Origin of the sequence: Kribbella sp. NPDC005582 (assembly GCF_040605415.1) — a bacterium.
Taxonomy (GTDB): Bacteria; Actinomycetota; Actinomycetes; order Propionibacteriales; family Kribbellaceae; genus Kribbella.
In genome coordinates, this window is sequence record NZ_JBEXCU010000001.1 from 148,951 (window position 1) to 169,520 (window position 20,570).

At 68.2% G+C, this 20,570-nt stretch carries 17 protein-coding genes; 10 read left to right on the forward strand and 7 right to left on the reverse strand.

The window, feature by feature from the left end; translation table 11 throughout:
* The first annotated feature begins 623 nt into the window (after positions 1-623).
* Positions 624-3,092 (forward strand): helix-turn-helix domain-containing protein, encoded by a 2,469-nt coding sequence (locus ABZS29_RS00735; protein WP_355457238.1) that lies wholly within the window; start codon positions 624-626, stop codon positions 3,090-3,092.
* 18 nt (positions 3,093-3,110) lie between these two features.
* Here the strand turns inward: ABZS29_RS00735 and rsrA are convergent, their stop codons facing one another.
* The 4 genes from rsrA to ABZS29_RS00755 form a co-directional block, all read right to left on the reverse strand.
* A complete protein-coding gene (gene rsrA / locus ABZS29_RS00740; RefSeq protein ID WP_355457240.1) occupies positions 3,111-3,389 on the reverse strand; it encodes a mycothiol system anti-sigma-R factor in 279 nt (92 codons plus the stop codon).
* Positions 3,386-4,009, reverse strand: coding sequence for a sigma-70 family RNA polymerase sigma factor (locus ABZS29_RS00745; protein WP_355457241.1), 624 nt, complete (start codon positions 4,007-4,009; stop codon positions 3,386-3,388). The genes rsrA and ABZS29_RS00745 overlap by 4 nt, the downstream gene beginning before the upstream one ends.
* A 137-nt stretch (positions 4,010-4,146) precedes the next feature.
* Entirely contained in the window at positions 4,147-4,788 is a 642-nt protein-coding gene (locus ABZS29_RS00750) for an alpha/beta family hydrolase (RefSeq protein ID WP_355457243.1), read from the reverse strand.
* A gap of 343 nt (positions 4,789-5,131) precedes the next feature.
* Positions 5,132-5,770, reverse strand: coding sequence for a TetR/AcrR family transcriptional regulator (locus tag ABZS29_RS00755; RefSeq protein WP_355457245.1), 639 nt, complete (start codon positions 5,768-5,770; stop codon positions 5,132-5,134).
* 111 nt (positions 5,771-5,881) lie between these two features.
* Here ABZS29_RS00755 and ABZS29_RS00760 point away from each other — a divergent pair, with 111 nt between their 5' ends.
* Positions 5,882-6,661: a glucose 1-dehydrogenase gene (locus ABZS29_RS00760; protein WP_355457247.1), complete on the forward strand. Its 780-nt coding sequence runs from the start codon at positions 5,882-5,884 to the stop codon at positions 6,659-6,661.
* Entirely contained in the window at positions 6,658-7,101 is a 444-nt protein-coding gene (locus ABZS29_RS00765; protein WP_355457249.1) for a nitroreductase/quinone reductase family protein, read from the forward strand. The genes ABZS29_RS00760 and ABZS29_RS00765 overlap by 4 nt, the downstream gene beginning before the upstream one ends.
* Before the next feature lie 298 nt (positions 7,102-7,399).
* Here ABZS29_RS00765 and ABZS29_RS00770 read toward each other — a convergent pair whose 3' ends face one another.
* Together ABZS29_RS00770 and ABZS29_RS00775 are read right to left on the reverse strand one after the other, a co-directional pair.
* On the reverse strand, positions 7,400-8,191 hold the full coding sequence (locus ABZS29_RS00770) for an SOS response-associated peptidase (protein WP_355457251.1): 792 nt from the start codon (positions 8,189-8,191) through the stop codon (positions 7,400-7,402).
* A gap of 130 nt (positions 8,192-8,321) precedes the next feature.
* On the reverse strand, positions 8,322-9,176 hold the full coding sequence (locus ABZS29_RS00775; RefSeq protein ID WP_355457253.1) for a hypothetical protein: 855 nt from the start codon (positions 9,174-9,176) through the stop codon (positions 8,322-8,324).
* Positions 9,177-9,445: 269 nt separating this feature from the next.
* On the opposite strand from ABZS29_RS00775, the gene ABZS29_RS00780 reads away from it, so the two are divergent.
* The 7 genes from ABZS29_RS00780 to ABZS29_RS00810 all read left to right on the forward strand — a co-directional run bounded on the left by ABZS29_RS00780 (position 9,446) and on the right by ABZS29_RS00810 (position 19,668).
* Entirely contained in the window at positions 9,446-11,686 is a 2,241-nt protein-coding gene (locus tag ABZS29_RS00780) for a sigma-70 family RNA polymerase sigma factor (protein ID WP_355457255.1), read from the forward strand.
* Between the two features lie 251 nt (positions 11,687-11,937).
* Positions 11,938-13,227, forward strand: a complete 1,290-nt coding sequence (gene aspS / locus ABZS29_RS00785; RefSeq protein WP_355457257.1) for an aspartate--tRNA(Asn) ligase — start codon at positions 11,938-11,940, stop codon at positions 13,225-13,227.
* Positions 13,227-14,090: an aminoglycoside phosphotransferase family protein gene (locus ABZS29_RS00790; RefSeq protein ID WP_355457258.1), complete on the forward strand. Its 864-nt coding sequence runs from the start codon at positions 13,227-13,229 to the stop codon at positions 14,088-14,090. The genes aspS and ABZS29_RS00790 overlap by 1 nt, the downstream gene beginning before the upstream one ends.
* A gap of 7 nt (positions 14,091-14,097) precedes the next feature.
* Positions 14,098-15,354 carry an ArgE/DapE family deacylase gene (locus ABZS29_RS00795; protein ID WP_355457259.1) on the forward strand — a complete coding sequence of 419 codons (1,257 nt, stop codon included), beginning with the start codon at positions 14,098-14,100 and terminating at the stop codon, positions 15,352-15,354.
* Between the two features lie 15 nt (positions 15,355-15,369).
* Positions 15,370-18,036, forward strand: coding sequence for an AAA family ATPase (locus ABZS29_RS00800; protein WP_355457261.1), 2,667 nt, complete (start codon positions 15,370-15,372; stop codon positions 18,034-18,036).
* 136 nt (positions 18,037-18,172) lie between these two features.
* The gene (locus tag ABZS29_RS00805; RefSeq protein WP_355457262.1) at positions 18,173-18,889 is read left to right on the forward strand and encodes an alpha/beta hydrolase; all 717 of its coding nucleotides are present in this window, start codon (positions 18,173-18,175) and stop codon (positions 18,887-18,889) included.
* A complete protein-coding gene (locus tag ABZS29_RS00810; protein WP_355457264.1) occupies positions 18,889-19,668 on the forward strand; it encodes an alpha/beta hydrolase in 780 nt (259 codons plus the stop codon). The genes ABZS29_RS00805 and ABZS29_RS00810 overlap by 1 nt, the downstream gene beginning before the upstream one ends.
* A 24-nt stretch (positions 19,669-19,692) precedes the next feature.
* Here ABZS29_RS00810 and ABZS29_RS00815 read toward each other — a convergent pair whose 3' ends face one another.
* On the reverse strand, positions 19,693-20,556 hold the full coding sequence (locus tag ABZS29_RS00815) for an aminoglycoside phosphotransferase family protein (protein WP_355457266.1): 864 nt from the start codon (positions 20,554-20,556) through the stop codon (positions 19,693-19,695).
* Positions 20,557-20,570: the final 14 nt, after the last annotated feature.

Here is a 20,570-nt window from a genome sequence, read left to right on the forward strand (position 1 = left end):
GATAGACGTGCCCATGATAAGTCACCTCCGATCAGCGGCGAAGTCTCGAACCCGATGCGGGTTCAGGGGGGCTAGACAGCGCGTCGCTGACTCGACTGAATTTTGCTCGTACCCGGTGCGCCGAAACACTGTAAGCCAGACCGTGACCCACCGCCGGACGCGAGCAACTCGGCATGGTATGAGAGACTGTGACTCTTTGCAGTTGTTTCTAGGAGGCTTTGAAATGGGCAAGACCGGCCGCAAGCGTCGTGCGCGCAAGAAGAAGGGCGCGAACCACGGTAAGCGCCCCAACGCCTGACCCCAGGCGACTACGCAAAGCGAGGACCCCGGCCAAAAGCCGGGGTCTTTGCAATTTGGTCACAACGCCGACCAGACCAGCATTCGCACAGGTTCTGTAATCAGAGCGTCTCCGAATGACCACTGAATGCGATCTTCAAACGCTCGTTGGGTTATTCTTTGCACGAACTCGTGCGGGAGGTCCGTCGCCCGCAGCGGACCCGCAGCGGACTGCTCAGCGACCCGGGTGTGGATAACTTCCGCCGTCCGTCGGCGGAGCCTCCTATTGTTAGCTCCGGACCACCCGCCCTGGCCGTCCCCCAGGCGCGGCTGATTGCAGGAGGGAGGTGGGTCAGCTGACCGGCGAGAGCTTGAGCGACTTGCTGCGCAAGTACCGCGGACGGGCCGGGCTGACCCAGGCCGCACTTGCGGCCAAGGCCGGATTGAGCGACCAGGCCATCAGCGTCCTCGAACGCGGCACCCGCACCCGCCCCCGCATCGACACGGTCCGCGCCCTGATCAAGGTGCTTCGCCTGGACAAAGCCGAAGCCGACGAGTTCCTCGCCGTTGCACGAGGCAAGAGCCTGCCGGCCGAGGCCCCTGACCAGGAGGACGCGCCCGCCGCCGAAGCCCTCCCCATGCCCTGGCAACTGCCGCCGGCTGTGTCGGACTTCACCGGCCGAACTGCGCAGATCGAGGCGATCCTCGACGTACTTCGGGTTGCCGAGGGCACGGCCACGACGACGGTCGGCCTCGTCGCGGTGACCGGTATGGGCGGGATCGGCAAGACGACGCTCGCCGTTCAGGCCGCCCACAAGCTGGTCGACAGCTATCCAGACGGCCACCTGTATCTGAATCTCCGCGGATACGGCCCCGGTAAGCCCGTGTCAGTCGCAGATGCGTTGCGACAGCTTCTTCGGTCGTTGGGGACCGAGCCACAGCTCATTCCTGACGACGTCGAGGAGGCGGCGGGGCTTCTGCGCTCCCAGCTGGCTGGGCGACGCGTGCTGTTGTTCCTCGACAATGCTGCCGATGCTGCTCATGTCGTGCCGTTGCTGCCCGGTAACCCGGGATCGGCCGCAATCATCACCAGCCGCGGGTCGTTGGCACACCTTCCCGGTGCGCGGCAGGTGCGGCTCGACGCGTTGTCGCAGTCCGAGTCGGTCGAATTGCTGTCAGGTGTCATCGGTCAGTCGCGCATCGCAGCCGAGCCGGCCGCGGCCGAAGCACTGGCGTCGTTCACCGGCCGACTGCCATTGGCCGTCCGGCTGATCGGCGGCCGTCTCGCTGCGCGACCGAGCTGGCCGATCCAGCACCTCGTCGAGCTGCTCGAAGACGAGGACCGCCGGCTCGACACGCTCGGCTCCGACGAGACCGGGGTGCGGGCCAACATCGCGAGCTCAGTCGACTTCCTCCGGACCAGCGAGCGCTCCCTCGACCGCGAAGCCGCCAGGGCTCTGCCACTGTTGAGCATCCCGGACGGCGCAGATCTGCTGACCAGCGTGGCAGCTCACCTGCTCGACGTACCGACGAGGAAGGCGAACGCGATCCTCGAGCGGCTCGCCGACCTCAATCTGATGGAACCGATCGCTCCCGAGCGTTATCGGTTCCACGACCTGATTCGCGCGTACGGCCGCGAGCTCGCCGACGAGACCCTGACGATCTCCGCCACGAATGCCGCCCTGGAGCGTCTGCTGCGCTTCTACATCGGCTGTGCCTGGCAGTGCCAAACGTTGACACACACGTCCAGCCCACGCATCGCTCTTGCCAGTGTCCCGCCGCTCCGGATCCCCCAGATGGCCAGTCGGCATTCAGCGCTCCAATGGTTCGATGCGGAGCAACGAAACCTCATGGACCGCTTCGCCCAGGCCACAACTGTCCTGGCCGGCTCCACCCTGTTGCCTGAGCTGGCGCTCGCGATGTTCGGCTATCACGAGTCACGCCGACGCTGGATGGAGATGGAGGAGATGTCCCGCGGAGCGGTCGAGCTGGCGACGAAGCTCGATCTTCCCCTGGTGGCAGCGTGGCTGCAGCACGATCGGGCGATTCCCACTGTCGAGAACGGGCGACTCGAGGCGGCCGTTCCCGACTTGTCCAAGGCGCTGCGCATGTTCCAGGAGGCCGGCGACCTGACCGGGCAGTCGCGATGCTGCTCATCGCTGACCTATGCACTCTCGGGCGTCGACCGCATCGACGAGGCACTCGAGTTCGGCAAGCTGTCCCTCGAGCTCAGTGAGAAGATCGGTGATCTGGTCCTGGAAGGTGTCGCCCACACAGCCCTGGGTGTTCTGTACAACCGGGTCGGCGATCACGCTCAGGCCGATCTCAACTTCGATCGCGGCATCGAGCTCGCTCAGCAGGTCGGGGACAGCCGCTCGGTCTACAAGCGAAATGCCAACGCAGCGTTCTCGCATCTCGTGGCCGGTCGCTGGGAGGATGCCCGGAAATACAACCTCGAGGCCGATCGCGTCGCCGAAGAGACCGGCGACGATGTCAATCGCACCGAGTCCTATCAGACGCGCACGCTCATCTTCGCCGCGCAGGGCAAGTACGCCGAGGCTATCCAGGAGGCCGAGATGGGGATCCATTTCGCCAGACGGTCCGCCGACAGCATTCGTGAAGGCCGTCTGTACCTGGAACTCGCTCGTATTCAGGCCGCCGCCGGCGACCGTACCGCGGCCATCGCCAATGCGGCTCAGGCCGTCTCCAAGCTCGCTCGCATCTCACCGGTGCACGAACAATTCGCTCGGCAACTGCTCGACCAATTGCGCCGCGGAGACCCCTACATCTACTCCTTTACCGACCACGCCATCTGAACCGGTCTACGGACCGGTTCAGTCGGTGGTGGTGATGGTGGTTTCGACCTGGACCTGGGTGAGGCGGAGGAGGATCTTCTGGCGCAGGGCGTCGGGGGCGTGGTCGGAACCGCAGGAGCGGTGGACCAGCTTCTTGATGCAGCGCTCGAGGTCGTACTCGTCGAGGCAGGGGGCGCATTCCTCGAGGTGCTGACGGATCTCCTCGGTGCTGGCGCCTTCGATCTCGTTGTCGATGAAGACGTAGACCCGTTGGAGGATCTCGTTGCAGTCGACGTCGTGGTCCTCGCCGCAGCTCACGACTCCTCCTTCTTGGCGGTCGCGTCGTCGTCCGAGCCCGCGATCAGGCCGCGGTCGCGGGCGTAGTCGGCCAGCAGCTCGCGCAGCTGGCGCCGGCCACGGTGCAGCCGTGACATCACGGTGCCGACCGGCGTACCCATGATGTCGGCGATCTCCTTGTAGGCAAAGCCTTCGACGTCGGCCAGGTAGACGGCCAGGCGGAAGTCTTCGGGGATCGACTGCAGGGCCGACTTCACGTCGGAGTCGGGCAGGTGCTCGAGAGCCACTGCCTCGGCCGACTTCAGGCCACCCGGGGTGTGGGACTCGGCGGCGGTGAGCTGCCAGTCCTCGATCTCCTCGGTCGGCGACTGCGTGGGCTGACGCTGCCGCTTGCGGTACCCGTTGATGAACGTGTTGGTCAGGATCCGGTACAGCCACGCCTTCAGGTTGGTACCGGGCGTGAACTGGTGGAATGAGCTGTACGCCTTCGCGAAGGTGTCCTGGACCAGGTCCTCGGCGTCGGCCGGATTCCGGGTCATCCGCATCGCGGCGGCGTACATCTGATCGAGGAACGGCAGCGCCTCGCGCTCGAAGCGCGCGGTCCGCTGCTCGGGTGTCTCGGTGGTCGTCGGTGTCGGCATCGTGATCGAGAATACCGGGCCCCGCCCAATGCTCAGTCCAGTGTTCCGCGCCGGAGCCAGACTCGTTGCCGTCATGCTCATCACAACACGCCCGCACGCTGGGTAATTCCCGGCTCCGGCAGCTCAGCCGGCGACCACTATCCGGACACTTCCCGGACGACCCACTCGAACACAGCTTCGACGAGGAGGTCGTAGGACTCGTCCTGGCTGAGCTCCGCCTTCTTCGGGACCTTGAAGGAGTGGTCGGCGTCCGGTACGACGGCCATCTCGGTCAGCGGCGGGAACTCCTCGGGCGTCCCGAAGGTGTCCCGCTCACCCTGGACGACGAGTGTCGGCAGCCCGGCGCCCTGCAGCTCGGCGACCCGCGACTTCTCCGGCTTGCCCGGCGCATGCAGCGGAAACGCCAGAGCCAGTACGCCGGATGCCCCCAAACTGCTCGCGGTCCGGCACGCGACCCGGGCGCCCGCACTCCGGCCGCCGATCACGAGCGGCGTACGGATGCGTAGTTGGCCGACGATCGCGATCCACGCTTCGTCGAGCGTCTTCGGCGCCGGCGCGAGCTTCTTGCCGGCTCGCTTCCAGGGCTGCTCGATCAGGAACACATTGATGTCCTGCTTCGGCAACCGCGCCGCCAACGCGGCCAGGTCCGGCGCTTCGATCCCTCCGCCGGCCCCATGACCGAGCGCCAGCGTCGCCACCGGCCGCCGAGCCCGATGCGCCACGATCCGCGCTTCCCCGTGCGGCGTCCCCACAATCCGTTCGTCGGTCACCCGCCCCATCCTGTCATCCGCACGCCCCCCACCCGCCAATTTCAGGGGAGATCCCCGCAGTTCGCCCCTTCTCCGTCCAAAAAACGAGCAGATAACCAGCACTTCGATGGGATATCCCCTCAAATGCTCAGGGCGAAGCGGGCGGGAGGTTCGGCCCGCAAGCCGGTACGACGTTGTGCACCGGTCAGTCATGTGGGCGGCCGGACGGTGGTTGGTGGGAGCCCAAGGTGGGCGCTGCCGGGGTGGCTGGTGCGCTGAGCGGCAACTTTTCGTCGCCTGGACCCGAAAAGTTGCCGACGAAGGCGAGAGCGGCCGCGTGGGGCGGCACGAGCTGTGGCTGACGGCGGCGGGCTTAGTCGGTGCGGGAGGCCGCTGGTGCGGCGTACCGGGCGGCGGTGGTGCGGACGGCCTCGTCGACCACCTGAGTGACGCGGTCGGGGCTGACCTCCCAGCCCGGGACCAGGAGTGTCGGCCAGAAGATGTAGTTGGAGATCATGCCCAGGAACTGGGTGGCTGCGAGGTCCACGTCCTCGACCTGCACAGTTCCCGCCTCGTGCTCAGCCAGGAGGTAGCTGCGGACGGACTCGAAGTAGGGCATCTTCCCGTGCGCGAACTGCGCATGGGCCAGCTCGGGAAACCGCGGCAGTTCGGCGATGACGATCCGGAACAGGTCGGTCATCTGGGGGCGGCCCAGCAGTTCGGCGTACCGGCGACCGATGCTGGTGAGCCCGTCGACGAGATTGCCCGGCGGCGGCGGATGTTCCTCGTCACCGGTCGACCAGGACTCGGTGACGATGGCGTCGAACAGCGCGGCTTTGGTCGGAAACTGCTTGAACAAGGTGGCGCGCGAAACTCCCGAGGACTCGGCGATCCGCGCGAGCGACGTCCGGTCGTAGCCCAGCTCGAGAAACAGTGCGGTCGCGGCCGTCACGATCAGCGCGCGCTTCTCCTGGGCGACGCGCTGGTGGTACGTCGTGACGACCTTGCTCATGAGCCGAGCATACGAGGTGAGTGGCTTGACTCACCATCGAGGCCGACCTACTGTCGACGGAGTGGTGAGTCGACCGACTCACCATCGATCGCCAGACCGAAGGAACAGCTGATGCCTCACTTCGACGACCAGACCGTGCTCGTGACCGGTGGAACCGGCGGGCAGGGCTCGAGCCACGTCCGCGCCTTTCACGCGGAGGGAGCCAACGTGGTGATCGGCGACATCGACGCGCACCGCGGCGCCGCTCTCGCGGACGAGCTCGGGTCCCGCGCTCGCTTCGTCCGCCTCGACGTTGCCGACGAGAGTTCGTGGTCCGCCGCCGTTCAGGCCGCCGAGAGCGCGTTCGGTGCCCTGAACGTGCTCGTCAACAACGCGGGCGTGCAGAATCCGCCGGCAACGATCGAGACCACGGACCAGGCCACGTGGTCCCGCATCCTCGACATCAACCTCACCGGGACCTTCCTCGGTATCAAGGCCGCCGTACCCGCTCTGCGCCGCGCGGCAGGAGGAGCCATCGTCAACATCGCCTCGACGATGGGCGTTGGCGGCACGGCTCACTACGCGCCGTACGTCGCCAGCAAGTGGGCCGTCCGGGGCCTCACGCGAACGGCGGCACTCGAGCTCGGCCGCGACCACATCCGGGTGAACACCATCCACCCTGGCGTGATCGCGACCCCTTTCATCCACGAACCAGCAGCCGGCGCAGTCGCGGCGATCGCCGACTTCTACTCCCCCGAGCCGTTCGCCATCCCACGGCTCGGCGAGCCGATCGACGTCAGCCGACTGCTCCTGTTCCTCACCTCATCGGACGCGTCGTTCATCACTGGAGCGGAGTACGTGATCGACGGTGGACTCCTGCTCGGCCCCGCCCTTCAAGCCGACGCCGCATGAGCACCCCGGACTCTTTGTCCCACCTGCCCGACCACATCCGGAAAGCCATCGAGATCACCCCCGCCGCAGGCACCAGGGAACGGATCATCGACATCACGACGGTAGGGCGCCGTACCGGGCGAGCACGCCGCATCGAGATCTTCTTCTACCGAGCCGCGGGTGCCACTTACCTGTGCAGCGGTGCCGGCGGCGCCGCGACCGACTGGCATGCGAACCTTCTCGCCAATGCCGGCTTCACCTTCCACCTCAAGAACGGGATCGTCGCGGATCTGCCTGCATGGGCCACACCTGTCACCGACCCAGCTAAACGTCAGGCCGTGCTGGCGGAGATCGTCGCGGATCTCAATCAACCGCACGACCCCGGCACCATCCGGCCGACCCGGCTCGAAGACTGGGCCGACAGCCGGCTGATGCGGATCAGCTTCGGCGATCGGCCGTGATCGCGGATGGCCGCAGTACGGGTGGTCAGAAGAGCGTGGTGCCGTCCTCGCCCCGCTGAACCCGCCGCGCATCTGCGACCCGCAGCGTGCGCACAGTGGGTTCACTCGCGGGCGCCCGCCATCTGGTGGGTGGACCCATGCGGTGGTGGGTTCCCCCACCGCATGCGGGTAGGGAACCCACAAGCCCATGGGTGAACCCATCAAATGCGCGCGGGCACGGAGCGGCGGCGTACGGGCGTGCGGCGGCACCGGGCGGCTGGGAGCTGGGAGCCGGTACGGCGTGATGCCGGCGCCGGCGTTAGAACAGCGTCGTACCGTCTTCGCCGCCGACTGGCGGGGAGCCGTCGGGCGGGAGCGGGTCGAGCAGGTGGGGGCCGTTATTGCGGACCGATCCGACGGCGGTGGAGACGGCGTACGCCTCCAACCGGCCGGGGGCGGCGGGGACCAGGAGGCTGAGGAGGTCGTCGGGGTCGGAGGACAGCGGGTCGAGCCAGGCGTTGTAGCGGTCGCGCTCGACGAGGAGGGGCATGCGGTCGTGGATGCGGCCCAGGTCGTCGGTGGCGGAGGTGGTGAGGACTGTGCAGGTCCAGAGCCAGGCTTCGTCGGATTCGGGGTCGGCGACGGACTTGTCGCGCCAGATCTCGTAGAGGCCGGCCATGGCGAGGATGCCGCCGTCGGCGGGATGGATGAAGTAGGGCTGTTTGACCGGCTTGCCGTCCTTCTTCTCCTCGGCCGTGTACCACTCGTAGTAGCCGTCGGCCGGGAGGATGCAGCGGCGAGAGGCGAACGCCTTCTTGAAGGCGGGCTTCTCGGCGACGGTCTCCATCCGGGCGTTGATCAGGCGGGAGCCGATCGACGTGTCCTTGGCCCAGGACGGGACCAGGCCCCATTTGACCGTGGTGAGCTTACGGATCGTCTCGTCGGGGACCTCGCGGTTCTTCCGCTCGACGACCGCGATCACCTCGTTGGTCGGGGCAACGTTGTAGTTCGGCTCGGCCTCCTGGACCGACTCGCGGACGTTACCGATCTCGATCTCGAACTCCTCGACGAGATCGGACGGGTTCCGGCTGGACGCATACCTACCGCACATGGGACCAGCCTAGACAAGGCCGCCGACAAAACGAGCGGACAAGCGACGGCGGATCGCTCACCCCGTGATGAGCGATCCGCCGCCGGCTGAGGCGTCCGGGCACTCCCCTGTTTGCGCCCGGACGCGAGTTCTAAGGTCTGGCCAGTTCGTCGAGCACCCGCTCACCCATCGCCTCGGAGCCGGGCAGGCCCTCGATCCAGACGCGGGCCAGCTGCGGTACGTCGGTGTCCAGCCGCCACTGGGTGATCAGGGCTCGTACCGTCTCGACCTGCTCCGGCAGGTTCGGGTCGCGGCCGACGAGCGCCGCCGCGCGGCGTGTGCCGACGCGGCCCAGTACGTCACCGCCGCAGAAGACGATCCGCAGGCACTCCGCGACGTCGACGAGGCGGAGTTCGCGCTCGAACGGCGACGTGCCCGGGGGATTGAGCGGTTCGACAACCACCAGTGCGTGGGTCTGCGGTACGGAAGTTCCACGGAACTCCGCCTCTCGATAGAGCTCGCCCAGCCGGGACCGCAGGTGCGCCAGGCTGGACAGCCCGGTCAGCGGGTCCTCGCAGGACAGCGTGTGGAGATAGATCAGCGAGGCCTCGGCCCAGCTGGAACTGAGTGCGCGTACCGCGGCGAAAGCCGGCTCGCCCCCGGCGATCGAGCGGTACAGCGCACTCAGCCCATCGAGTGCCTCGAGCAGTGAGACTCCGTCGGCCGCCAACCGGCGTCCGACCTCGTCACTCGCAGGCACGACATCGGTACCGTCGTGCAGCGCCTCGGCGATCGCGAGATAGGCGCTGCGGTCGATACCCAAGCCCCCGTGAATTCCCCCGTGCTCTTGTGCCCCGTGCGGGTCCCTCCTCCCGCGCGGTCCACCTGATGACCCCAGATCAGGGGACGACGCCTCCGGCGTACTCCGGGCGAGCGACCCCGCCAGGTTGAGGGACTTCGGCGGACGCAGGTCGAACCGTCGGCGGATGTCCGCGAACAGTGACATGGCCCTCCTCAAGGCGTCCCTTCAGTCTCCCGACCGGGTGGCCGGAAGCGTCGTTCCAGCAGTGAGACAGCCGGGGGCGGAGTTCATGACGCGGATTCGCAAAACTTTTTTCGCGTAACTTCCGGGCTGGTCATCTCGTCAGGAAAGAGGCACAGTCCGCGTGAGAACAGATGCGTGGACGCGTCTCTCGTGGGAGCCTTGTCTCCGGCAACGATGTGACACACGGTGACAACGCAGGTCAGTACAGTGAACGAGAGCACGGGGGCACCATGGAGACGCCGGAAGGGCCGAGCGACGGCGAGCTGATCGCGCGCGTCCGCAACGGGGACCTGGAGGCGTACGGCGAGCTGTTCGGCCGGCACCACCACGCAGCGGAGCGGATGGCGCGCCAGCTGGTTCCGGCCGGGGACGCCGACGACCTGGCCAGTGATGCGTTCGCCAAGGTCCTGGACGCGCTGCGCGCCGGCGGTGGTCCCGACATCTCCTTCCGCGCCTACCTGCTCACCACGGTACGGCGGGTGCACGTCGACCGGATCCGCTCCGGCAAGAAGGTGCAGACCACCGACGACATCGCGGCGTACGAGCGGGAGCCGGAGACCTTCGACGACCCGACCGTGACCGGCTTCGAGAGCGGTGCGGCGGCCAAGGCGTTCGCCAGCCTGCCGGAGCGCTGGCAGGCAGTGCTGTGGCACACCGAGGTCGAGGGTGAGAAGCCGGCCGCCATCGCTCCCCTGCTCGGGCTGACGGCCAACGGCGTGTCCGCCCTCGCCTACCGGGCCCGTGAGGGGCTACGGCAGGCCTACCTGCAGCAGCACCTGGCAGATGTGGCCGGCGACCGTTGCCGCTGGACCACCGAGCGTCTGGGCGCCTACGTCCGTGGCGGTCTCACCAAGCGGGAGAACCGCAACGTCCGCGAGCACCTGGACGACTGCGCCAAGTGCACCGCGGTCTACCTCGAGCTGGTCGAGGTCAACAGCGCACTGCCGGCACTGCTCGCCCCGGCTCTGCTGGGCACCGCAGGCCTTGGCTACCTGGCCGCAGCCTCGGGCACCAAGGTCGGACTGGCCGGTCTGTTCGTCACCGTGTGGCGCAAGGCCACGGAGAACAGCACGCGGACGGCAGTCGGTGCCGGTGCGGTCGTGGTGGTAGCAGTGGCCGCGGTGATCGCAGCCATGGCTCTGACCGGCAATGAGACTCCTCCGGCAGCAATCGACAAGCCCTCGGTGTCTCAGCCGACCCAGCCACCAGCCAAGCCGCCCACAGTCCCACCTGTGAAGCCTCCGACGCAGCCGCCGCCTCCCAAGCCGACGACTGCGCCGACCACGGCTCCTACGACAGCTCCGACGACGGCACCGACCACCACACAGCCGACGACACCGATTCCGACCAAGCCGACTCCCACTCCGCCGGTACCGACGACACCGGTGCTGGATGAGGGACTGCTGACGATCAGCATCCCGCCGGCCAAGCGGATCGGCGGGAACGGCGGCAGCGCACCAGCCGCCGCAGCCGACGCAGCCGGTGGCATGAGCTTCGTGATCACCATCAAGAGTCCGTCCGGCAACAAGGAGCCGGTCGTGGTCGGCCTCAAGTTCGGCAAGTCGCTGCAGTGGCCGCTCAGCGGCAACCCGCGCGGCTGGACCTGTGACAAGGCCGCCGGGACCTGTACGGCGACCAACCCGGCCAAGCCGGAGCCGATGACGGTCTCGTTCACGAACCCGACCGGAGGCACCGCCCCGGACCGCACCTTCACCGTCTCCGCCAAGGCGGGCCGGTTCTACGACGACGACTCGCGGACGCTCGAAGCGCCACCGCGGACCGACGAGAACCTGCTGAAGATCCTCAACGGCCCGCGCGACGCGGATGTCCACCACCGGGTGCTCACCGTCATGCCCGGCCTGGACCGGCCCTCGGTCACGCTGAAGATCAGCTATGGCTCGAGCCTGCAGTGGCCGTTCGCCAAGAACCCGCTGGGCTGGAAGTGCTCACCCACCACCAAGACCTGTACGTCGCTCACTCCGCTGAAGCCAGTGCCGTTGCCTGCCGTGTTCAACGTGCCTGAGGGCGGCTCTGTGGCCGACCGGACGTACACGGTGAGTGCCACGGCCGGACTGGTCAGCGACGTCGACTCCGAGACGCTCCCGGGCGTGCGGAACGACGAGGGACTGCTGCAGATCCTCACGCCCTCACCGCACGAGGACCCGAACCCGTTCGTCTACAACCGGTTCCTGAAGGTCAACGGCGTCACCGACCGCCGGGTCACCCTGGACATCTCCTGGGGCCGCAACCTGTCGTTCCTGAACGCGCTGGACCGCGGCTGGACGTGCTCCCGGTCGACCGACGTACGGCGGGCGACGTGCTGGACGGACAACTACCGCAAGGCGTTCAACTCGGAGTGGAGTGCGTGGCCCGGTACCGGCGCGGCGAACACGGTCACCGTGCACGCCCGGGTCGGTGGCCGCCAGGACACCGACTCGGTGCAGATCCCGCCGGCCGGCGGAAGCCGCTGATAAATCTGGTTGCCACCTGCCTTAGTCTGGTCTTGTTCGCGCTGACGGAACCAAGTAGCGCCGTACGCCACGTCCGAGAGAGTCGCCGGTAGCTGTGAAGGCGGCACGTGGAGCGGTCGTGAAGACACTCCCGAGCGACTGCACGGCAAGAGGCCAGGACGTCGCGTCCTGGTGAAGGTGTGGTGGCACCGCGAGATTCCCCTTCGCCCACACCTCCGGGGTTCGAGTACAGACCTGGAGGTGAAACAGTGATGCGAATTCTCAACCAAGAGATCCCCTCAGCAGTAGGCCAGACCGTGACGGTGGCCGGCTGGGTGCACCGAAGACGACGGCTGGCGGCCGTCAGTTTCCTGATCCTGCGCGACCGGTCCGGCCTCAGCCAGATCGTCGTGAAGGCACCGGAAACCCAAGCCCAGCTGGACGAACTCGGCGAGGAGACGGTGGTTCAGGTGACCGGTACGGTCGCCGCGAACGCACAGGCGCCCGGTGGTGCGGAGCTGGTCGACCCGGTGATCGAGCCGCTCACCGAACCGGCCGTGACCCCGCCGATCGAGCTCTGGCGTCCCACAGTCGGTGCCGGACTGCCCGTCGTACTGGACAACGCACCGGTCGCGCTGCGGCACCCTGCGGTGCGGGCGGGCTGGGAGATCGCTGCGGCGGCGCTGCACGGTTTCCGGTCGGCTCTGGACAGTCAGGGCTTCACGGAGATCCAGACGCCGAAGATCGTCGGTACGGCGACCGAGTCCGGGGCCAACGTGTTCGCACTGGACTACTTCGGCGGACCGGCGTACCTGGCGCAGTCACCGCAGTTCTACAAGCAGACGATGGTCGGAGTGTTCGAACGGGTCTACGAGGTCGGTCCGGTCTTCCGGGCCGAGCCGCACGACACTGTGCGGCACCTGGCCGAGTACGTGTCACTCGACGCGGAGTTCGGGTTCATTCAGGACCACCGCGACGTTCTCGCCGTACTGCGTTCTGTGCTGGCCACCATGCTGTCGACCGTGGGTGAGCGGGCGTCCGGTGCGCTGGAGCGGCTCGGAGTGGAGCTACCGGAGATCCCGTCGGAGGTGCCTGTTCTGCACTTCACCGAGGCGCTCAAGCTCGCCGGTGCGAACCCGGACGAGCCGGACCTGGCACCGGCCGACGAGCGTGCGATCGGCGAGTGGGCACTGCGGGAGCACGGCAGCGCGTTCGTCGCGGTCGAGGGCTATCCGATGGTGAAGCGGCCGTTCTACACGCATTCACAGCCGTCGGACCCGCGGTGGTCCAACTCGTTCGACCTGCTGTTCCGGGGCGTCGAGCTGGTCACCGGTGGTCAGCGCTTGCATCGCTACAGCGACTATGCGGCCGCGCTGGAGGCACGAGGCGAGTCCGCGGACGCACCGGCGTACAGCTCGTACCTGCAGGCGTTCAAGCACGGCATGCCACCGCACGGCGGTTTCGCAATCGGTCTCGAGCGCTTCGTCGCACGGCTGACCGGAGCCGAGAACGTCCGTGAGGTCACGCTCTTCCCGCGCGACCTGCACCGGCTGACGCCGTAATGACGGACACCACCGAGTCGGTCGTCGCCGAACTGAACGTTGCCCTAGGCACCGACTACAGGATCGTGCGGCGACTGACCGGTGGTCTCCAGTCCGGCGCCTTCGAACTGACCGAAGGCGTCGTGCTGAAGTGGACCGCCAACCCCGACTGGGCACCCCGCGTCCAGCGGGCGGCGGAGCTCGTCCGCCGTGCTCGTGCCGTCGGATACCCCACGCCCGAGTGGCTGGCGGTCGGCACGACTGCGGCCGGATCGCCATACCAGCTTCAAGAATTCGTCCCCGGTACGCCGATCCGCGGCGGCGCCCTGGTGGACGAGCAACTCGCACGGCACTTGATCGGCATCTGCGAACTGCAACGTGATCTCGTGCCCGAGGACATCATCAACTGGTCGGGCTACGTCCACGGCGTCGTCTTCGAGGGCTGGGACGGTGCCCGCGAGCGAGTGCTGGCGTACGGCGGTGAAGCGGCCGACCTGGTCCAGCGGTACGACGCCCTCTGCCGCCCGTACCGTGACGTTGTACTGCCGAGCGATGACCTCGTGCACGGCGACCTGAACATCGGCAACCTGCTGGTCGCGGACGGACAAGTCACCGGGATCATCGACTTCGAGGCAGCCGGATCAGGATCGCGAGCGTATGACCTCGTCTCGCTGGCCACCTCGGCGGCGCGGGACGGCGCACCGCACGGGATCGATGAGTTGTTCCTCGAGGCCGCCCTCCGAGCCGGTGGCCGGGCGACGGTCGCGGTCTGCGCGGCGACGGCGTACATCACCATCGCCGAGTTCAGCGCCAAGCTGCAGGAGGGCATGGAGGAGCTGGTCGCTGTCGGTGGACGGCGCGTGCTCGAGTTGCTCGGTGCATGATGGGCGCATGCTGAGTGAGGTCGAGCAGAAGGTGCTGGCGGCTGTTGACGACGAGCGCGTGGTCGCGGAGCTGCGGGAGCTGGTCCAGATCCCGAGTGTTGACGGTACGGCGGCCGAGGGCGAGATCCAGTCGTGGTGCGCGGAGCGACTCCGGGCACTCGGGCTGACGGTCGACCACTGGGAGATCGATCTGCCGGCTCTGACCGCGGATCCGGCCTTTCCGGGGTGGGAGGTGGAGCGGGAGCGTGCCTGGGGCTGTGTGGGCGTGCTGGGCGGAGACGGTACGCCGGGACTGATCTTCAACGGCCACGTGGACGTCGTACCGCCTGGTGACCTGGCGCAGTGGCCGGACCGCGATCCGTACTCGGCGCGGATCGAGGACGGCGTGATGTGGGGCCGTGGGACGTGTGACATGAAGGGTGGCGTCGCAGCGATCCTGGGTGCGGTGGCGGCGATCGCTGCGGCTGGTGTGCAGCTGCGCAAGCCGCTGGCCGTGCACACCGTGTTCGGCGAGGAGGACGGCGGCGCAGGAGCGTTCGCGACGCTGCAGCGGGGGCACACCGGCGAGGCGTGTCTGATCGCCGAGCCGACAGCCGGTGCGGTCATCCCGGCCAACGCAGGCTCACTCACCTTCCGCCTGGAAGTACCTGGCCTCGCAACGCACGGCTCGACCCGCAGCCGCGGCGTGAGCGCGATCGAGAAGTTCACCGTGCTGCAGAACGCGTTGCTGGCTCTGGAAGCAGAGCGCAACCGAGACCCGCACCCGCTGCTCGCTCACCTCGACCTTGCGAACCCACTGTCCGTCGGCACCATCCACGCCGGCGACTGGGCGAGCACAGTGCCCGACCTGCTCATCGCCGAAGGCCGATACGGCGTCCGCCTGGGCGAGTCCGTCGTCACCGCGCGCACGGCGTTCGAGGCAGCGATCGCAGAAGCGTGTGCCAAGGATGACTGGCTGCGCGACCACCCGGTCGTCGTCACCTGGCCCGGTGGTGAGTTCGCCTCCGGCCTGCTTCCCGACAACGATCCGCTGCTCGGAGACACGCTCCAGGCCGCCACTGACGCCGGAGTGTCCACCCCAGCGGTCAACGGTGCGCCGTACGGCTCCGACCTACGTCAGTACTCCGCGGCAGGCATCCCCACCCTCCAGTACGGCCCTGGCGACGTCCGCTACGCCCACGCCGCCGACGAACACGTCCCCCTGGCCGAAGTGCTCCACACAGCCCGCACCTACGCCCTCCTAGCCGTCCGCCGTTGCGCCTGAATGGTAGAAAGCAGCATGCAGCCGTTGCGGGGGCGTTCGGAGGAGCTCGGGCGGCTGCTCGATGCACTGCGCACAGCTGAGTCCGGTACGGCGTCCCTAGCAGTCGTGAGCGCTGAACCAGGACTAGGGAAATCGGCGTTGCTGGCCGCAGCCGTCGAACAGGCGGAGCGGCACGGCTTCTTGGTCGCGCAGGCGACTGCTCAGCAGACAGACGACATCAGCCCGCTCTCGTCACTTGCACCAGCGCTGCGGGCCGGACGCGAGCCGCTGATCGACACCGAGCACTTCATGGAGCTGGCAGCGCTCAACACGCAGCCGCTCTGGCTGGCTGAGCGCCTGGCCGACTTTGTCGGACGCCGACTGGACGGCATCAAAGCGCTGATCGTCCTGGACGACGCGCAGTGGTCCGACCCGCTGACCGCCTTCGCGCTGCGCGTTATGATCGCCCGGCTCGCCAGCCACCAAGTGCTGTGGCTGGTCGCTACTCGGCCGGCTCCGGGCGGGGTCGCCGACCAGCTGGTCAATGCAGTCCAGACTCAAGTCCCGGTGCACACCATCGAGCTGGGACCGCTCAGCGCCGAAGCGATCCAAGACATAGCGAGAGACCGGCTGAACGGTCCGGTCGAGTCAGCACTCGCTCTCCAGTTGGCCGGTGTCCAGGGCAGTCCGTTCCTGGCCGAGCAGCTGATCGCCGGGCTCTATCTCGACAACGCACTGCCGGGCACTCAGGCGTCAGCGACACCAGTCGGCCCACTGCTCACGACCCCAGCACCCACTGGCCCGCTGCCGCCCGGACTGGTCGAGGGCGTTCGACGCCGCAGTACTGGCTTGTCGGAGAGCGCACGGACGCTGGTCCGGACAGCGGCAGTGTTCGGCAGCGAGTTCCGGCTCGAGGACGTCGCAGCGCTGATGGCGGAGCCCGTGGCCAAGCTGGCGACCGCACTGGATGAGGCCATTCAGGCTGGTCTGCTCACCGACGCCGGGTCGGCACTGCGGTTCCAGCACGAGCTACTGCGCTCCGCAACGCTGGCCGACGTACCGCCGTCAGCGCAGCGGGCTCTGCACGGTGCAATCGCTGCGCAACTGATCGCCGCCGGTCGAGGCGCCGCTGTCGCCGCGCCGCACGTTCTGGCGGTCGCACAGCCCGGCGACACCGCAGCGGTCGCCACTCTGCGGCAGGCGGCGCAGGAGCTGCTCGCCACCATGTCGACGACAGCGGCCGAGGTGATTCAGCACGCGTTCGACCTGACCGGTATTGACGACCCGCTACGGGCCGAGGTCGGCGTCGATGTGGTCGCCGTCCTGCTCACCGCCTACCAGTACGACCGGGCGAAGAGCTTCGCCGACGACCTCCTCAGCGGTACGGCGCTCTACCACGGACCGATCACCCCGGACCTGCGCGCGACCATCCGGCTGCACCTCGCACCGAGGCAGTGGGTGGCCGGCCGGCTGGAGCGGCAGGACCTGTTCGCTCCGGGCGCCGCCCCGCACCTGACCGAACGACTCACCGCCTACCGCGCGCTGCTGAGCCCGGACGAATTGCCACCCACAGATTTCCTCCCCCGCATGACCGACCCGGTCGCCCGTGCGATCGTCCTGGCGGCAGCAGGCGAGACCGCGCGGGCCGAAGGCCGCTACACCGCAGCTCGCGACTACTACGTCGAGGCTCGGCAAACACCCCGTGATCTGGGCAGCCTTCCGAACACACGGCTCGAGGTCGGCGAGCTCTACTGCCGCGCAGAGGCCGACGAGCTCCTCGACGCACTGAACCGCAGTCGTGAGCTCATGACCGCAGGTGACTGGCAGTCCGCTGCACACCTGAGTGTTCTGCACGCCCGGATGGAATTTGCCGCAGGCAACCTCGAAGCGGCTGAGGAAGAGGCGCGAACCGGACTGCGGTGGATGAACGAGTTCCACGACACCAGACTGGCGCCGGGCATGCATCAGGTGCTCGCACTGATCGCACTGCTGCGTAATCAGCCCACGAAGGCGCGAGAGCTGGCCGGAGCCGACCCGACCATCAACACGCTGCTGGCGATCGCCGATGGCGACGACAAGGCGGTGGCCCGGCTGCGCGACGTACCGCAGGGGTTTCCGGAGCGGATCGATCTGCTGGTGCGGGCAGATGCTGAGGACCTCCTGGCTGCTCGGGTGACCGCCAGCCCGTCAGTCGCCGCACTGGGTGCGCACGAGCTCGTCGCCGCAGGCAACGACCTGAAGCGGCTCGCCGCGGCCACCGAGCAGCTCCGAACCGCGGACCGGCCGCTGCTGCTGGCCCTGGCCGAGGACCGCTACGGCCGAGCGGAGCTGGAGACAGGCGACCGCGCAACGGGGGTAGCCACGCTGGAGCGAGCGCTGGAGTCACTCACCAAGCTAGGAGCCACCGCACCAGCCGCACGGATCCAGGCAGTGCTCCAAGCTGCCGGGGTACGGCGCCGCCGCTGGGCCGCCGTACAGCCACGTGCTGAGGCTGGGTGGGAGGCGCTGACTCCGATGGAGCGCCGGGTCGCACTGCTGGTCGCGGAGGGGCACACCAACCGGTCGGCCGCCGAGGAGCTGGTCATCTCGGCCAGCACGGTCGGTACACACCTGCGGTCGGTCTTCGGCAAGCTGGAGGTCAATTCGCGGGTCCAACTGACCCGTCTGGTGCTCGAGCGGTTCGCGCCTCCCCCGAACGCATGAGTTTTGGGTGCACCGGCACCCCAGCTGGCCTCATGTGCTCCGCAGAAGTTCAGATGATCGGTCGATCCGGCGGAGCGGCTGCTCGCGGCAATCTTCAGTCATCACCTACTGAACCGACTGAAGGAGTGCGAGACAGATGACCGACAAGACCCCGACCGTCGTCCTGGTCCACGGAGCGTTCGCCGAGAACTCGTCCTGGAACGGCGTGATCGCCGAGCTGACCGGCCGCGGCATCCCCGCGGTGGCGCTGTCCAACGAGCTGCACGGCATCGCGTACGACGCCGGCCGGATCGCCGCTCAGGTCCGGGAGATCGACGGCCCGGTCGTCCTGGTCGGGCACTCGTACGGCGGCGCGGTGATCACCAACGTGGCCAACGCCGCCGACAACGTGACCGCCCTCGTGTACGTCGCCGCGTTCACCCCGGACGAGGGCGAGAGCCTGCAGGACCTGCTCGGCAGCTTCCCCGCCAACGACTTCGGCTCCGGCCTGGTCCCGCATCAGCTGCCGACCGGCGACGGTGGCGAGGAGACCTTCCTCAGCATCGACCAGGCCAAGTTCCGCGACCTGTTCGCCGCTGACGTCGCCGACGCCGAGCTGCTGGGCCGCACTCAGCGGCCGATCGCCGCCGCGGCCTTCGAGGAGAAGTCCGGTCCGGCCAGCTGGACCCGGCTGCCCGTCTACCAGCTGATCGCCACCGGCGACCAGGCCATCCACCCGGAGGGCCAGCGCACCATGGCGGCCCGCGCCAAGGCCACCACGATCGAGGTCGACGGCTCGCACGCGGTCGCCGTCTCCCAGCCCAAGGCCGTTGCCGCCTTCATTGCGACCGCAGTCGAGGGTGGTGCGAAGTAATGAAGATCCGTCGCCTCACCGCCGCAGTCGCCACCGTCCTGCTCACCGTCACCGGCGCCACCACAGCCGCCGCGACCCACCAGCCGAAGCCCAAGCCCACCATCGTCCTCGTGCACGGCGCGTTCGCCGACGGTGGCAGCTGGTCCGAGGTGACCAAGAAGCTGCAGCGCGACGGCTACACCGTCGTCACCCCGGCCGTACCGCTGCGCAGCATCGCCACTGACACGTCGTACCTCAACGGTGTCCTGGCCGGCATCTCCGGACCGAAGGTCCTCGTCGGCCACTCGTACGGCGGCGCTCTGATCACCCAGCTCGCCGGAGCGGCCGATGTGAAGTCGCTGGTCTACGTGGCAGCGTTCATCCCGCAGGCCGGTGAGACGATCGGCGCACTGAACGCGCAGTACCCCGGGAGCGAGATCGGTCCGGACACCACCAACGCCATCACCTACCCGGGTGGAGTGGACCTGGTGATGAAGCCGGACGCGTTCCGGTGGGTCTTCGCCGCCGACCTACCCAGCCGGCAGGCCGCCGTACTCGCTTCGTCGCAGCGCCCGGTCTCCGCCTCGGTCTTCGCCGAGGAGGTTGAGGCCAGCGCCCCGGCCGGACTCCCGAAGTACGCCGTCATCCCGGGCAAGGACCGCGCCATCCCGCCGGCGGCCGAGCGGTTCATGGCCGAGCGGGCGCACGCCAAGATCGTCGACGCACCTGGCGCTTCACACCTCGTGATGCTGTCGGAGCCCAGCCTGGTCACCCGCACCATCGAGCAGGCCGCTCACTGAGTCACCTGGCGGCCGGGCCACCCTTCACCGGGTGGACCGGCCGACGACGCGTTCCAGGGCCAGCTCCCCGGCCGCTCGCCACGTCGGCTTCCCGCCCGGCAGCCCCCGCTCACCGTTGACCGCCATAGCGAGGACGAACAGCGCCTTCATCGCAGCGTGGCCCCGAGCCCGCCGGAAGGTCGCGTCATCCATCGGATAGCTCTCGAAGAACCGCTTGGCAGCGCCATCCGGCAGCAGCACCCAGGCTGTGGAGATGTCGATGGCCGGGTCACCGCTCCCCAGGTCCTCGAAGTCGATCACGCCGGCCAACCGGCCGTCGGCGACCACAATGTTCGCCGGGTGCAGGTCGGTGTGCACCACCACCGGCGGCCCGTCCCAAGCCGGTGCGGCGACGGCGTCCGCCCAGATCTCTCGTACGTCGTCGCCCGGAGCGATGCTCGCGGCGAAGTGGTCGATGTGGCTCAGCTGCAGCGGTCCGGTGCGGTAGCTCGCCGGTACGCCGTCCGGTGCGGGCTGATGCAGTGCGCGCAGGAAGGTCGCCAGAGTGGTCCCGGACTCGTCGGCCGTGATGAACTCCCGGTCCGCTGGTTCGCCGGGCACCCACTGGGTGATCAGCCAGTGGTTCGGGAACCGCTCCGACGGCACACCCCGCCGTACCGGCCTCGGCACTGGCAGTGGGAGCAGGTCAGCCAAGGTCGGGAGCCACCGGTACTCGACCTCCTGCAGCACCGCCGCACCGGGCTGGCGGGGCATGCGGACCGCCAACTCGTCGCCCAGACGCCACATCTGGTTGCCCCAGCCGCCGATGACTTCCCGCAGCGGCAGCTCGGCCAGGTCGGGGAACTGGTCGCGCAGCAGACTCCGGACGAGGTCGTCAGTGATCTCCATGTGGCGTCAGACGC

Excerpts from the sequence above, each read along its gene's own strand:
- ABZS29_RS00780 (WP_355457255.1), top strand. The coding sequence starts at position 9,446 with ATGGAGACGCCGGAAGGGCCGAGCGACGGCGAGCTGATCGCGCGCGTC.
- ABZS29_RS00790 (WP_355457258.1), top strand. The coding sequence starts at position 13,227 with ATGACGGACACCACCGAGTCGGTCGTCGCCGAACTGAACGTTGCCCTA.
- ABZS29_RS00795 (WP_355457259.1), top strand. The coding sequence starts at position 14,098 with ATGCTGAGTGAGGTCGAGCAGAAGGTGCTGGCGGCTGTTGACGACGAG.
- ABZS29_RS00775 (WP_355457253.1), bottom strand. The coding sequence starts at position 9,176 with ATGTCACTGTTCGCGGACATCCGCCGACGGTTCGACCTGCGTCCGCCG.
- ABZS29_RS00750 (WP_355457243.1), bottom strand. The coding sequence starts at position 4,788 with ATGGGGCGGGTGACCGACGAACGGATTGTGGGGACGCCGCACGGGGAA.
- ABZS29_RS00805 (WP_355457262.1), top strand. The coding sequence starts at position 18,173 with ATGACCGACAAGACCCCGACCGTCGTCCTGGTCCACGGAGCGTTCGCC.
- ABZS29_RS00770 (WP_355457251.1), bottom strand. The coding sequence starts at position 8,191 with ATGTGCGGTAGGTATGCGTCCAGCCGGAACCCGTCCGATCTCGTCGAG.
- ABZS29_RS00765 (WP_355457249.1), top strand. The coding sequence starts at position 6,658 with ATGAGCACCCCGGACTCTTTGTCCCACCTGCCCGACCACATCCGGAAA.
- ABZS29_RS00755 (WP_355457245.1), bottom strand. The coding sequence starts at position 5,770 with ATGAGCAAGGTCGTCACGACGTACCACCAGCGCGTCGCCCAGGAGAAG.
- ABZS29_RS00815 (WP_355457266.1), bottom strand. The coding sequence starts at position 20,556 with ATGGAGATCACTGACGACCTCGTCCGGAGTCTGCTGCGCGACCAGTTC.
- ABZS29_RS00800 (WP_355457261.1), top strand. The coding sequence starts at position 15,370 with ATGCAGCCGTTGCGGGGGCGTTCGGAGGAGCTCGGGCGGCTGCTCGAT.
- ABZS29_RS00760 (WP_355457247.1), top strand. The coding sequence starts at position 5,882 with ATGCCTCACTTCGACGACCAGACCGTGCTCGTGACCGGTGGAACCGGC.
- ABZS29_RS00810 (WP_355457264.1), top strand. The coding sequence starts at position 18,889 with ATGAAGATCCGTCGCCTCACCGCCGCAGTCGCCACCGTCCTGCTCACC.
- ABZS29_RS00745 (WP_355457241.1), bottom strand. The coding sequence starts at position 4,009 with ATGCCGACACCGACGACCACCGAGACACCCGAGCAGCGGACCGCGCGC.
- aspS (WP_355457257.1), top strand. The coding sequence starts at position 11,938 with ATGCGAATTCTCAACCAAGAGATCCCCTCAGCAGTAGGCCAGACCGTG.